This window comes from Sphingobacterium sp. xlx-96 (genome assembly GCF_011007365.1).
GTDB lineage: Bacteria > Bacteroidota > Bacteroidia > Sphingobacteriales > Sphingobacteriaceae > Sphingobacterium > Sphingobacterium luzhongxinii.
This window is the reverse complement of the sequence record NZ_WFKM01000014.1, coordinates 22,878-37,325: the sequence shown is the minus strand read 5'-3', so window position 1 is coordinate 37,325 and position 14,448 is coordinate 22,878. Positions and strand designations below refer to the sequence as shown.

Below are 14,448 nucleotides of genomic sequence, written 5' to 3'. Positions count from 1 at the left end.
ATCAATAACTTTTATCTCTGTTGGTGATTCAATGGAATCATGAAAGTTTTTTTAACTTCATTATTTATATTTTAAACCCTATAACAATGCATATCCGTAAAGCAAAAAAAGAGGATGCCCCGCAGATTGCCGAATTGATGATATTGGCGATGACTGAAATCGTCTATCAGTTTATTGGCCAGGAAGACTTGGAAGAAGGGAAAAGGTTTCTGTGCGACCTCATACAGAAACAGAATAATCAATACTCCTACCAATACATATTCGTTGCTGAAAATGACGACGAAATAATGGGACAGATCTGCCTCTATCCTGGGGGCCAGTTACGGACACTTCGTCAACCGGTATTGGATCGCATCAAAGAAAATTATCACATTGATTATCAACCTGCGGATGAGACACAAGAGGGAGAGATATACATAGACACGATAGCAGTAAGTCCTCAGGCTCAAGGAAAAGGTATTGGTAGATTCTTGATAGAATTTGTCATTAAAGAATTTGTAAACAAAAGGAAGGATACGCTGGGGCTTTTAGTAGATTGCGATAATCCAAATGCCAAACGGCTCTATGAAAAGATGGGGTTTGTTGTCAAAAACAATCTATCTGTATTTGGCAAAAAGATGGATCATATGCAATATGAACCTTAGAATTGAATATTGTAGCCGATAGAAATGGATCCAAAGGGATATTCCCGATGAAAATCGGGATACTTTTCATCTCTAAACTTTCCTTCCAACGAAAAATAACCGGATCTCAAATTAATAGACCACCTTTTGAAGACACGAAGGCTAGCTTCTACAGTTCCTGCATGTAGGATATAATGTGAGGGGGTACCGCTGATCGTATAAAAAACACCTCCGTTGTAATCGGCAGTAAACAATAATCTATTTAATACGCTAAGATCTCCCCTAAATCGATAAGATGCCCCTGACCCGTAGTTGTAGTTACGACTGGCACCATATAACAGGTATGGGTCCGGTACTGCCGCCAATAACACGGCACCAACGCCCATACTAAGATTTAACTTATTCTGGCTTTTATAAGTAAATTCGGATAACCAATTGTAGTTCAGACTTTGTGCTCCATAGAAAAAGGCATCATTATTATAAACATCATAATGTGCATTCAAAGACCCATAATGTTCTCCCTTTTTTGATTTAAAGAATTTAGCACCATAAAGTAATGCATGGACATTGATCGCATTGATAAACGTACTGTCGCCATTACCAGCTTCTAAATTTACGGAGAACTGATCAAAAGGACGCTTATAATTATGATCGCCGTTACTATACTTAAATCGTAGGCGCGTGTAAAAAGAGTCTTTTCCCTTAGACAGAAAGTCTCCTTCTTTGGCATCAAATCGTCTAAAGCCTGCATCAATCTCTGCACTGATAACAGAAGAGTCGACTGTATAATAGTCGTCTACACGCTTGCCCCATTTTCCATCCAGCAATCGATTTAGGCTATTTACCGGATTTACTAAAAGGGCTACAATTTCATTGCCTATCACATTATTCCCGTTTCGACTTCTAGCTAAAATGTTCCGGGAAACCCGATGAGTCATCTCCCCAAGGATAATCCCCCCAAAAGTAGTATTGACCAAATCATTAATGGATGGACTTTGGGTCTCTCCTGCGGTCTCCCAAATATAGGAGCCCGCCAATGTAGCTATGCTGGATTGGTAAAAGTTATACCCATTACTTCGAAAAGCATTAAAATATATCTGTCCATGGTAAGGATGATCAATCTGATTTGTCGTAAATTGATTATCATCCCAATCCCAAGCACTAAACCGCTGATGGTCTATAAAGTTCTTAAATGAAATGTATGAATAGGGATCTTTGGTAATGAAACGATTAAAAGTAGCGGGAAATGCCTGTGCTAAAAACCATTCAGTACCTGCTCTCCAAAAATGCTTAGGACGTTGTGGGTTGAGGATTTCCCGTGTGGTATCCTGAAAACTAACTGGAACGGGTTTCCATAACTTTATCGATGTTAACGCGGAATCTAATAAAGGTCGAGAAAGGGAATCGATGTTTCCAAAAAAACTGCCCGCCCGAACTAAACTGGAACATATCGTAAGTAAAACGAACAAGAATAAATATTTTCTCATCGGAATAGACGTTTTCAATTAACCTTCAAGATTGCAAATAGACAATGCTATAACCGAAACAATCTTCAAAATACATTGTTTTTGCATATCGATAAAAATATACAATAGTTGGAGTAGAGAAGAATTAAAACTCGGCTCTCAACTTACTCAAAAACTCAGGTGTGATACCAATATAGGATGCCACCGATTTTTGGGGTATCGTGTTGATCAATGTTGGATACATCGTGCAGAACTTCTCATACCTCACTTTGGCCGGAAGGCTAAGGTAATTAATGGTACGGTGATTACTAGCCGCGAGGGCATTCTCGGTAAGAATTCTAAAATAACGTTCCAGCTTAGGTATACGGTCAAAGATACTTAGCTGACAGGACCGGCTTAATAACAAAACCTTCGTATCCAAAAGCGCATCTATATTTAATTCGCTGGGTGTATTTTTAACAAAAGAATACATATCTGATATCCACCAATTGGCAGGGGCAAATTGCAAAATATGTTCAAAGCCATTCCGGTCTACAGCATAAGAGCGTAAGCATCCCTCGATCACAAAAGCCGAATATTGTGCGACTTCGCCTGCTCGGTGCAAAAATTGCTTACGCTGTAAAGTCTTCTCACGAATGAGTTCTTCTACAATAGCCTCTTCGTCCTTGGTCAAAGGCGTAATGCCATTTATATGTTGAATAAGTTGGTCTACCATTATTTTATTTCTTGGTAACTAACTCCCATATTCTGAAACATAAAAGCCCATTTATCGGCATGTTCGGCGATCTGCATGGCAGTAGACTTGCCTGCTCCATGTCCTGCATTGGTATCGATACGAATCAAAACGGGATTTTGTCCTACATTGTACTCCTGTAACCGGGCCGCAAATTTGAAAGAGTGGGCCGGTACCACGCGATCATCGTGATCGGCTGTCATTACCATTGTTGCAGGATAGGATGTATTGGGTTTTAAAGCATGGTATGGGGAATATTTATAAAGATATTCAAACATCTCTTTACTATCATCGGCGGTACCGTAGTCGAATGCCCATCCTGCTCCTGCGGTAAATTTGTGGTAACGCAACATATCTAATACTCCTACCGCCGGAAACGCGACTTTAAACAACTCCGGTCGCTGGGTCATACATGCGCCTACCAGCAATCCACCATTTGATCCTCCCGCGATCGCTAGCTTTTCGGACGAAGTGTATTTCTCCTTAATAAGGTACTCGCTTGCTGCTATAAAATCGTCAAACACATTTTGCTTGTTCAATTTCGTTCCTGCAACGTGCCAGTTCTCACCATACTCGCCCCCTCCTCTTAAATTAGCGACAGCATATACGCCTCCTTGTTCGAGTAGGATAATATTAGCTGTACTAAAGGCTGGACTAAGACTAATATTAAATCCTCCGTAACCGTACAGCATAGTTGGATTCTTACCATCCAAATTTGTACCCTTTTTATAAGTAATGATCATCGGTACTTTTGTACCATCTTTCGAAGTATAAAAAACCTGCTTTGACTCATATTGTTCAGGATCAAATTTGACATTAGACTTCTTGTACACATCTGATTTGCCTGAAGCAATGTCGTAACTATAGATGGTTCCTGGATTTATATAGGAAGTAAAGGTATAATATAGCGTCTTATCTTCCTTTTTGGCTCCAAATCCATTTGCTGTACCTACTCCCGGAAGGGTAATTTCCCGTTCTATTTTTCCGTTACGATCAAATTGCTTGACCAATGAGGTAGCATCTTTTAAATAGGATGCAAAGATCTTTCCTCCTCCTATAGAGGGGCTTAATACATTATCGGTCTCTGGAATTAAGTCTTTCCATGTAGCGGGCTTCGGATTAGCCAACACCGTCTCTACGATCTTACCGTTAGGCGCACCTAACTCGGTATAAAGAATAAGTCGATCGCCGTCATTGTCTAGAATGGCATGGTTCTTCTCAAAATTATCCACAATTGTGATGAAGCCTGCTGCTGGATTTGTAAGATCTTTAACATACAGCTCGTTACCCGATGTTGTATTGGCAGCTGTAACGATCAAAAAACGCTCATCCTCTGTCAATCCAGCCCCCACATATCTTCTCGGTGTCTTGACTCCGCCAAAGATCAATTCATCTGTGGATTGCGCGGTGTTTAACTTATGAAAATAAAGCTTGTGCTGATCTGTCATCGCAGACAGCGCGGAGCCAGATTTAGGTTTATCGTATGAACTGTAATAAAACCCGTCATTGCCCCTCCAGGCTAAACCGCTGAATTTAACATCGATCAATGTATCTCCGACGACTGTTTTATCTGCAGCACGTAAGACAATGACTTTACGCCAATCGGAGCCGCCTTCCGAGATCTGATAAGCGACCAAGGAACCGTCTTTACTGAATGAAATATCGGCCAATGAGGTCGTGCCGTCTGCCGAAAATTTGTTCGGATCCAAGAATACCTCTTCTGTCCCTTTATCTCCTTTTTTACGGTATAATACAGATTGATTTTGTAAACCGTCATTCTTATAGAAATAGGTGTATTCCCCCTCTTCAAAGGGTGCTGAGTACTTTTCATAGTTCCACAACTTTTCTAGGCGTTGCGTAATCGCCTGACGAAAGGGAATCTGCCCAAGGTATGCTTGAGTTACTTCATTTTCAGCTGTGACCCAAGCCTTGGTTTTGGCAGACATATCGTCTTCTAGCCAGCGATAGGGGTCTTCAACAGTAATACCGAAGTAGGTATCCTTTTGGTCTATTTTCTCAGTCTTTGGATAGAGCGTTGTTGTAATATCTTTCACGGGGTCAATCTTTTTATTTTGTTGACAAGCTACGAATGCCATAGATAGCATTATAAAACCAATATTTTTCTTCATAATTGATTGCTATTTATTCCAAAACTAATGAAATAATTCTTCCTTTGAAACTTTCATTCTGCATTCAATAAGATCTATAGGTACATGACATTTAATTAGCACATACCAAAGGGAAAGTAACTTCCAATGAATTATTTGTAAAATCAGGGCATTTTGGTAGTTTTACATCGACATGCGAATAGCTAATAAGATATACTTTGCTTCCGATTTCCATTTAGGATCTTATCCTAAAGAGCAGTCGGAACTTCGGGAAAGAGAAATTGTAAGATGGTTTGATCATATCAAGCAAGACGCATCCGAACTTTATCTCGTGGGAGATATCTTCGACTTTTGGTTTGAGTATAGCACGGTCGTTCCAAAAGGATATATCCGTTTTTTAGGTAAACTTGCAGAGTTGGCCGATCTCGGCGTCAAGATCACTTTATTTAAAGGTAATCATGATATGTGGATGTTTGGTTACTTAAAAAAGGAGCTTGGTGCTGTCATCATCGATAATGAACTGGAACTACATTTAAACGGTAAAAAGCTCTATATACATCACGGTGATGGTTTGGGACCTGGGGATAAAAAATATAAAATATTAAAAAGAGTATTCCGTAGTTCCGTTTGTCAATGGCTTTTTGCCCGGCTACATCCAAATCTAGGTATAGGAATTGCCCAAAAATGGTCTAAGCATAGTCGGATTTCTAGCCATACGGACGAACAGTTTTTGGGGGAGGAAAATGAATGGCTTATTCAATATGTGAAGGAAGTTTTAAAGGACAAACATTACGATTACTTTATTTTTGGACATCGTCATTTTCCTTATGAGATCCAAGCGGGTCCTGAGTCAAAGATTATCAATCTAGGGGAATGGATCAATTATTATACCTACGCGGTGTGGGACGGTCAAAATCTTAAATTGGAAAAATGGAATTTGTAGAAGCTATTCAACGTATCTACCCCTTGCCCCAAGAGGATCTTGAGAAGCTAATTGCTATAACGCAACAAACTAAAATAGAGAAAAACGCTACATTAATAGACAAAGATAAAACATCAAAGTATATATATATATTAAAAGAAGGCATCTGCCGGATCTTTTACCCGAAAGAAGAAAAAGAAGCCGTTTTAGATTTCTGTTTTCCAGGAGACGCTATATTATCGCTTAAAAGTTATATCCACGGTACTCCGGGGTACGAGATAGTCGACACTTTAGAAGACTGTGTATTATTCCGACTTCCTATCTCGAAACTTCAGAAATTATACAACAGTTCTCTACCTATTGCAAATTGGGGACGAAAATTAGCTGAACTGGAAACTTTAAAAATCGAACAACGATTAATGCAGAACCTGTTCAAAACGGCTTATGAGCGTTACCAGGATCTTTTGACCAAAGAAGCTAATGTCGTACAACGTATCAAATTGGGATACATCGCTTCCTATCTTGGAGTCACGCAGGTTACGCTATCGCGGATACGCGCGGAGATTAAGTAATTTCCACGCACTTTGGCATCGGAAGCTAGCCTCGTACAAACCCGTAGAATACTTGTTTTTTTAACAAATGTTAAAAAAAATATCCTCCAAAACAGTGATTTTTGAGAAAGAAAAAAAATGAACTGGATTTTTTTAATATTAGGTGGTCTCTTTGAAGTAGGCTTTACGACTTGTCTAGGCAAAGCTAAAGAGGCTGCGGGTACATCGTCATTGTTATGGTACGGGGGATTTGTAGTATGTCTATTCCTCAGTATGGGCCTGCTCATTAAAGCTACACAGACATTACCTTTGGGGACCGCCTACGCGGTATGGACCGGTATTGGGGCTGTGGGAACTGTTTTGATGGGAATTATTTTCTTTAAGGAACCTGCTGAATTTTGGAGAATATTCTTCATCTTTACGCTAATCGCTTCGATAATAGGGTTAAAGGTTGTCTCAAGTCATTAATAATTCCTTCTTTTTAAACCATATTTTTCAGTATTTTTGCACATTCTAAAAGGAGGAAAATGTCCTTTTGGCACAAGAACCTTCAATAGTGCCTCATATTATTGGTGCTCAGGGGCTATTATTGCCCTTTTGACGTTGAAGGCAAATACTTATCAGACAGAATTATGTTAGAAAAACTACGAGCGATCAAAGAAAGATGGGAAGAAGTGGAAGCGGAACTGAGCAATCCTGAAACCATCAACGATATGAAACGTTTTGCGAAACTAAACAAGGAATATAAAGACTTGTCAAAAATCGTTGAACAGTATCATATTTACAAAAATATAGTCAGTAACATCGAGACCAATAAGGATATCCTTGTAAATGAGAAAGATCAAGAGTTGAGAGAGATGGCTAAGGAGGAGCAGGACATCTTACTGGATCAAAAGGAAGAGAAAGAAGAAGAAATCCGTCTTATGCTAATTCCTAAGGACCCTGAAGACAGTAAAAATGCGATTATAGAGATCCGAGGTGGCGCAGGCGGTGATGAAGCAGCTTTATTTGCGGGAGATCTTTACCGTATGTATACACGCTACTTCGAAACCAAAGGTTGGCGCAATGAAGTTATGGATGTGACTGAAGGTACTTCTGGCGGTTATAAAGAAGTAATACTTAAAGTTATTGGAGATGATGTATACGGTCAGCTAAAATATGAATCGGGTGTACACCGTGTACAGCGTGTTCCGGACACAGAAACTCAAGGACGTGTACATACATCAGCGGCTTCGGTAGCCGTTCTCCCGGAAGCGGAAGAAGTTGACGTGGAGATCAACCCTGGTGATGTAGAGATGCACACTTCCCGTTCCGGTGGTGCAGGAGGACAAAATGTCAATAAAGTAGAAACAAAGGTGCAATTGACGCACAAACCTACAGGAATTGTGGTGGTATGTCAGGTAGAACGTTCGCAATTAGCAAACCGAGAATTGGCCATGGAGATGCTTCGTACGAAACTTTATGAGATCGAATTGAACAAAAAGAACGGAGATATCGCCGCCAAAAGAAAAACGCTGGTCTCTACAGGTGATCGTTCGGCAAAAATACGTACTTATAATTATCCGCAAGGTCGCGTTACCGAACATAGAATTGGATTGACAATGTACAATCTACCATCTATTATGGACGGTGATATTCAGGGAATTATAGACGCGTTACAGTTTGCTGAAAATGCCGAAAAGATGAAGGAAGGCGCTGTAGAGTAAGTTTTTTTCAAAAAAAATTAGGAAATAAATAAATAAGCGCTATATTTGCACACCTTCTCACAAGAAGGGTTGAGGTCTGGTAGTTCAGCTGGTTAGAATACATGCCTGTCACGCATGGGGTCGCGGGTTCGAGTCCCGTCCAGACCGCAAAAAAACAAAGAAAAGAATAGTCTTTTCAAACGTTCTTAAAAATAGTAAAAAGATTTTAGTCTGATTATTTAAGATAATTTTAGGCGAAGAAAAAAAGGTCTGGTAGTTCAGCTGGTTAGAATACATGCCTGTCACGCATGGGGTCGCGGGTTCGAGTCCCGTCCAGACCGCTTTTTAAATCTTCTCCTAAATTAAAAGCTCTCGATTTGAGTTCAATGGTCTAAATATCTTTCAACAACAATTAAAATTCTTAGGTCTGGTAGTTCAGCTGGTTAGAATACATGCCTGTCACGCATGGGGTCGCGGGTTCGAGTCCCGTCCAGACCGCTTAAGAAAAACACAAAAGGTATCCCTATAGGATGCCTTTTGTTGTTTATAGCAACGGTTGTCTCTCCCTTTTCCTATCGCAAGACTTTAACTATATTCATACTTTGAATACACTTTTTACAATCGACATCGTATACTTAAATAACAAGTTATTCGTTAACAAGTCTATAACATATTTTTTAGATCCAACATTAGTTTTTAATCAAAAATACTATTAGGTTTGGTTGAGGTTTATTGAAAGGGCCTCTATTGAAGCACCAAGAAGCTTGTTGCATCAGGATAAAACAACGGGAAACTAGAAGAGCATACTTTTCTTAATTAAATTCGTTCCCCAAGGGTTACTATTTGAATTTTAAGGTATTAATTAGTGAGTAAAATAAGACAAATACTTCCACTTCCAACTGAGGCTTCAGATCAGGAAATTATAGATGGGGTATCCAAAGGAGATAGCAGGGCTATCAATAAGATTTATAAATCTTATTTTCCTTCGGTCTCACATATGATAATTAGCAATAACGGCTCTGAGGATGAAGCAAAAGATATCTTTCAAGAGGCAGTGATGGTATTGTATAATAAGATTACTCAACAAAAGTTTGAGTTAAGCAGTAAGCTTGGGACTTTTTTGTATGCGGTATGTAGAAGGTTGTGGCTAAAACAACTCACACGTAAAGGTAATACGGCTAATACATCGGACATTTCTGATTTCGAAGATATTTTGCATATAGAGGAAGATATCGAGAAACACGATGAGATAGAGAGCAGATTTGAACAGATGAATATCGCTTTATCAGAATTAGGAGAACCTTGTCGAACCCTGTTGAAAGATTTCTATATTGCCAACATGTCTATGCAAGATATCCGCGACAAATTTGGATATACCAGCGCAGATAATGCAAAGACACAGAAGTACAAGTGTCTGCAACGACTCAAAAAAATATTTTTTAATTCAACTCTTGAAAAATGAGTATGCAGCGACATAATTTTATAGACTGGGCAGATCAGTATTTACGAGGGGAGCTTGTACAGGACGATGCTATAGCTTTTGAAAATTTCTGTACATCAAACCCTGAATATGCTGAGCTATTTGAACAACACAAAAATTTTGTTCAGGACTGGCAAAAAACAGAATTGCGCAATGCCTTTCAACAAGCATTGATTGTAGAGGGCGATAAATTCAAACAGGAAAAAAATAACTCCGTACGGGGTAAAGTAGCTTCGCTATGGAGTAAGCTACAATTCAATGCTGGCGTAGCAGCAGCTGTAGCATTGGTATCTGTTTTTTCTACCTTATGGATCACGGGATACTTCACGAGTATACAGAAGGCCAACACAGATTATAGCGCACTACGTCGTGAAATGAATTCTGTTAAGAAAAATGTGAACGAACAGAATAAAGCTATTCAGAATATTAACAACGACAAGAACAAGAGCGCGTCGGCCATTCATTTCGGAGCGACAGGTTTTATGTTGACCAGAGATGGGTATGTGGTGACGAACTACCATGTTGTTAATGGCGCAGATTCAATTCATCTACAAAATGTAAAAGGCCAAGCCTATAGAGCACAGATCGTGTATACCGATGCACAAAAAGATCTCGCCATCCTACATATAGATGATGTAAATTTCAAAAACTTAAAAAATATACCTTATACATTTAAAAAACAGAGTTCAGAATTAGGCGAGGATATTTTCACTTTAGGATTTCCTAGGGACGAAGCGGTATATGGTCAAGGTTATTTAAGTTCAAACACAGGATATGCGGGTGACACCATAGCTTACCAAATCTCTATTCCCGTCAACCCAGGGAATAGCGGTGGTCCTGTGTTAGATAACCAAGGTAATATCATTGGTATCATTTCCGGTAAACAAAAAGGGATCGATGGGGCTGCTTTTGCCATTAAGACAAAAGAGCTTGTCGAGACACTCAATAAAATTCCAGCAGAATCATTAAAGGGCAACATCCTACTAAATAGCAAAAATACATTATCTGCTCTACCGAGAACAGAACAAATAAAAAAGCTACAAGACTATATTTACATTGTTAAAGTCTTTTAGTTAAACGTTTTTTCAATAAATCTGGGTTAAATTATTTCAACGAGGTAGTTTTTCTTGAAAAGATTTAATCGTAAAACAGGCCTCCTATAGGGGCCTGTTTCTTTTCAACGCCATTCCTCTTCTCAATTGCCATTAAAAAGCCGAGGCACAACTCGCTCAAAAATTTTGAGCTGATTTCAAAAAAAGACATCGTTAAACAACAAATCCTATTTACGAGCGTTTCATTGTATACACAACTTAATGTGTAACAAGAATGATATACTAAAAAACATGATTGTTAAATTAGCTATCCATCCGCTCCGTAACTCCCTTTTTGCTGGCCTCCAAAGGCTCCCTGCAAAATATTTATATAATTTTTTAACTTATGATGCTCAATTTTTATCGCGTATTTCTTTTAGTATGTACACTTATCATTTCTTATCATCAAGCAAACGCTGCCCCTCCCCCATTTCCTTCCCTTTCCGCGATTGATTCGATATCCATTTCCGGAAATGTTACCGACACATCTGAAATCTTTCTAGAACGTGTGGTTATTTTGGAAAAAGGTACTTCCAACTCTGTTGTATCTGACAGCGACGGTAAATTTAAAATATCGGCAAACCCCAATGGCGTACTGATTTTCATAAAATCAGGCTTTGCAGAATCCGAAGTCCACATCAACAATCAAAAACAGGTGAACGTCAAGCTTTCCATTGAAAAAGCAGATTCCTTACAGGAGATAGGAGATACAACAACCACGATTCCTACAAGGGATACCGTCAAAGCTGTGCCTGTAAAAGACCCCGACACCACAACAACCCAGGGTATAATCACGGGAGTGGTCAACGGCCCTTCTGGTCCGATAGCGGGTGTCTCCGTAAATGTAGAAGGCACTAAAACAACGGTCTTAACGGATGAATCCGGAAAATTCAGAATTGCAGCCAATGCTAAAAACAGGTTGCGTTTTTCCTCTATTGGCTACAAAGCGATCAGCCAAACAGTGGGCGCTAGAAATGTTGTTCAGGTTGTCTTAACAACCGAAACCAATACTATCGAATCGGTACAGGTTATTTCTGTCGGGTATGGTACCATGAAACGTACTACGCTACCTACTGCAGTCTCTAGTATCGGAGCTAAAGACATTGAAGACGAAATCCTCCCCAGTATCACACAAGCCATACAGGGCAAAGCAGGGGGCGTACAGGTGACCCAGAAGTCAGGATCACCAGGAGGAGGAGTAAGCATCCGTGTGCGCGGTACCACGTCTATAAACGCGAGCTCCGACCCCTTGTACGTCGTTGATGGTATCCCAGTCAATAGCACAACTAATTTTACAGGCGGATCCACATTTGATTTTGGCGGAGGAACGCAGGGTATTAATGTACTCGCATCTATAAATCCCTCGGATGTGCAATCTATAGAAATATTAAAAGATGCGGCTTCTTCTTCTATTTATGGTTCTAGAGCTGCAAATGGCGTGGTCTTAATTACAACAAAGAAAGGCACTTCTGGACACAGTCAATTTAACTTCAACATGTATGAAGGTTTCTCGCAGGTACCAAGAGAACGATACTATGATTTAATGAGTACGGAGCAGTATCAGGATTATATGCGGGACTATTACCGTATCCGACTTGAATTGGGTATTGATACGAATAAAGCGCCTGCGCAAATATTTGCCAACCCTGGCGTCAACACCAATTGGCAAGACGCTATATTCAGAAATGCGGCAATTAGAAACTATGAATTATCAGCCAGTGGCGGCAGTGAAAAGACCCGCTATTATACGTCTATTGGCTACATGAAGCAAGGTGGTGTACTTCTCGGGTCCGACTTCAATCGATTGAGCGGACGTCTTAATCTCGATCATCAGCACAGCGAAAAGCTTCGATTTTCGACCGCAATCAACCTCACCCGGGCCGTAAATCAACGTGTACAGGAAGAAAATTCTAAAGAAGGTGCTACCAAAGTTGGCATTTTCTCTCCTCCGAACCTCTCAGTCTTCGACGAACAAGGAAATTATGTGTACGATCAGGTACGTGTGACGCGGGAAAACCCGGCAGCAATGCTGCAATTACCAACCAATGAGGCACAGACTTTTCGGATATTGGCGAATGCTAGTGCCGAATATAACGTCGTCCCTGAGTTATTATTAAAAACAAGCTTTGGTACAGACGTTAGCTTCATCGATGAGACATTTTTTATGCCTCCTAGTGGGTTACGCTCTTATGTGAGCCAAGGAGGGATCGGTGCTCGCCGTAATACGAGAGATCAGCTCTGGATCAATGAAACCACACTTACATACGACAAGGTTTTTGGCGATCATAGTATAAACGCACTTGCAGGCTTCTCATTCCAAGAATCACGCCTCGATTTTGTCCATGCACAACGTTCCAATTTTCCTAGTAATGATATCCCCTATATCACAGCTGGTGGTGTGATTAATGGTGCAAACTCTTTTCCTGAAGAATGGGCCATTGCTTCTGGATTTGCACGCGCAACGTATATCTACAAAGACAAATACATCTTAAATGCTAATATTCGTACGGACGGCTCATCTCGCTTTGGTAGGGACAACCGCTGGGCTATATTCCCCTCTTTTGCAGGTGCGTGGCGCATCAAACAAGAGGGTTTTATGCAGGGCTCCAAGTTGTTCAGTGATTTAAAGCTTAGAGCTAGCTGGGGTATTACGGGCAATCAAAACATCGGAAACTATGCTAGTCGCTCGCTGTATTCTGGAGGAAACAATTATATGGGGACACCTGGTTTTCTACCCAATATTTTGGGTGATCAGGGATTGAAGTGGGAAACTACACAACAATGGAATATCGGTGTGGATGCAGGCTTTTTAAACGATCGCATCTCCCTTTTGGCCGACTATTACCACAAGAAGACATCTGACCTTTTAATAGGCCTGCCTATTTTGGGCAGTTCGGGTTACAGCACCCGATTCACTAACTCGGGAGAGATAGAAAATAAAGGCTTTGAATTTGAGTTAACGACAAAAAATCTCGTGGGCGATTTTCAATGGTCAACTTCCCTTAATATGACCTTCAACCGAAATAAGGTACTGGCCTTACCCAATGGACTTACTGAAATGCGTGGTGGTGTCGGAGATCTGAATCGTGCCCGACCGGGAGAGCCGCTGGGTGTATTTTATGGTTGGCGATCCATGGGTGTAAACCCACAGACGGGAATGATCGATTACTTAGGGGCTGACGGGTCTATGGTACTACCGAAAGATTATTCAGATCATGTAATTATCGGCGATCCCAACCCCGATTTCTTCGGTGGTATTACCAATAATTTTCTATATAAAAACTTTGACTTGAGTATACTGGGACAATTTAGCTACGGTAATGATATCTTCAACTATAATCTTGCCTCGGGTTTAGAAGGTTTCAATCCCAGTTCAAACCAACTGGTTGACTTTGTAGACAGATGGCAAAAACCCGGAGATATTACCGATGTGCCGAGGCCGGCCCCAGGTGATCTAAACAACGGAGCCATATCCTCCCGGTTCATTGAAGATGGTTCTTTTTTTAGAATCCGGAATATTACGTTAGGCTATACCATACCTTCCATACTATCGGAAAAATTAAAAATAAAAAAACTCCGTTGGTATACTACCGTTCAAAATGCTTTTGTGTTCACAAAATATAGAGGTTATGATCCGGAAGTGAGTTCTAACCATGGTGGAGCTAATACGGGATTAATTTATGGTTATGATTACGGTAGTTATCCACAACCACGGATTTTTACGACAGGATTTAACTTAACATTTTAAGAAGAGCTGCTTTCATCAGCAACAAACATCAAATTTATACA

General features: G+C 40.2%; 11 protein-coding genes and 3 tRNA genes. 11 read left to right on the top strand and 3 right to left on the bottom strand.

What is annotated here, in order from left to right; translation table 11 throughout:
- The first annotated feature begins 86 nt into the window (after positions 1 to 86).
- On the top strand, positions 87 to 644 hold the full coding sequence (locus G7B20_RS17095) for a GNAT family N-acetyltransferase (RefSeq protein ID WP_164112643.1): 558 nt from the start codon (positions 87 to 89) through the stop codon (positions 642 to 644).
- Here G7B20_RS17095 and G7B20_RS17090 read toward each other — a convergent pair.
- From G7B20_RS17090 to G7B20_RS17080, 3 genes are all read right to left on the bottom strand, one after another.
- Positions 641 to 2,110: a DUF3943 domain-containing protein gene (locus G7B20_RS17090; protein WP_164112642.1), complete on the bottom strand. Its 1,470-nt coding sequence runs from the start codon at positions 2,108 to 2,110 to the stop codon at positions 641 to 643. The two genes, G7B20_RS17095 and G7B20_RS17090, sit on opposite strands and share 4 nt — an antisense overlap.
- Before the next feature lie 124 nt (positions 2,111 to 2,234).
- Positions 2,235 to 2,804, bottom strand: a complete 570-nt coding sequence (locus G7B20_RS17085; RefSeq protein WP_164112641.1) for a Crp/Fnr family transcriptional regulator — start codon at positions 2,802 to 2,804, stop codon at positions 2,235 to 2,237.
- Positions 2,804 to 4,951: a prolyl oligopeptidase family serine peptidase gene (locus G7B20_RS17080; protein WP_164112640.1), complete on the bottom strand. Its 2,148-nt coding sequence runs from the start codon at positions 4,949 to 4,951 to the stop codon at positions 2,804 to 2,806. Before G7B20_RS17080 ends, G7B20_RS17085 begins: the two co-directional genes overlap by 1 nt.
- A 172-nt stretch (positions 4,952 to 5,123) precedes the next feature.
- Between G7B20_RS17080 and G7B20_RS17075 the strand changes: the two genes are divergently transcribed.
- From G7B20_RS17075 to G7B20_RS17030, 10 genes are all read left to right on the top strand, one after another.
- Positions 5,124 to 5,873, top strand: coding sequence for a UDP-2,3-diacylglucosamine diphosphatase (locus G7B20_RS17075; RefSeq protein WP_164112639.1), 750 nt, complete (start codon positions 5,124 to 5,126; stop codon positions 5,871 to 5,873).
- Complete coding sequence (locus tag G7B20_RS17070; RefSeq protein WP_164112638.1) at positions 5,861 to 6,424, top strand: Crp/Fnr family transcriptional regulator; 564 nt, start codon at positions 5,861 to 5,863, stop codon at positions 6,422 to 6,424. The genes G7B20_RS17075 and G7B20_RS17070 overlap by 13 nt, the downstream gene beginning before the upstream one ends.
- Before the next feature lie 117 nt (positions 6,425 to 6,541).
- The gene (locus tag G7B20_RS17065) at positions 6,542 to 6,871 is read left to right on the top strand and encodes a DMT family transporter (protein ID WP_164112637.1); all 330 of its coding nucleotides are present in this window, start codon (positions 6,542 to 6,544) and stop codon (positions 6,869 to 6,871) included.
- Between the two features lie 164 nt (positions 6,872 to 7,035).
- A complete protein-coding gene (gene prfA / locus G7B20_RS17060; protein ID WP_164112636.1) occupies positions 7,036 to 8,109 on the top strand; it encodes a peptide chain release factor 1 in 1,074 nt (357 codons plus the stop codon).
- A gap of 73 nt (positions 8,110 to 8,182) precedes the next feature.
- Positions 8,183 to 8,256: transfer RNA gene (locus G7B20_RS17055), tRNA-Asp, on the top strand.
- 99 nt (positions 8,257 to 8,355) lie between these two features.
- Positions 8,356 to 8,429 (top strand) — tRNA-Asp (locus G7B20_RS17050).
- A gap of 83 nt (positions 8,430 to 8,512) precedes the next feature.
- Positions 8,513 to 8,586: transfer RNA gene (locus G7B20_RS17045), tRNA-Asp, on the top strand.
- 367 nt (positions 8,587 to 8,953) lie between these two features.
- A complete protein-coding gene (locus G7B20_RS17040; protein ID WP_317164258.1) occupies positions 8,954 to 9,550 on the top strand; it encodes an RNA polymerase sigma factor in 597 nt (198 codons plus the stop codon).
- A gap of 2 nt (positions 9,551 to 9,552) precedes the next feature.
- Entirely contained in the window at positions 9,553 to 10,641 is a 1,089-nt protein-coding gene (locus tag G7B20_RS17035) for a S1C family serine protease (RefSeq protein ID WP_240466034.1), read from the top strand.
- 364 nt (positions 10,642 to 11,005) lie between these two features.
- On the top strand, positions 11,006 to 14,407 hold the full coding sequence (locus G7B20_RS17030; RefSeq protein WP_164112634.1) for a SusC/RagA family TonB-linked outer membrane protein: 3,402 nt from the start codon (positions 11,006 to 11,008) through the stop codon (positions 14,405 to 14,407).
- The last annotated feature ends 41 nt before the right edge of the window (positions 14,408 to 14,448 follow it).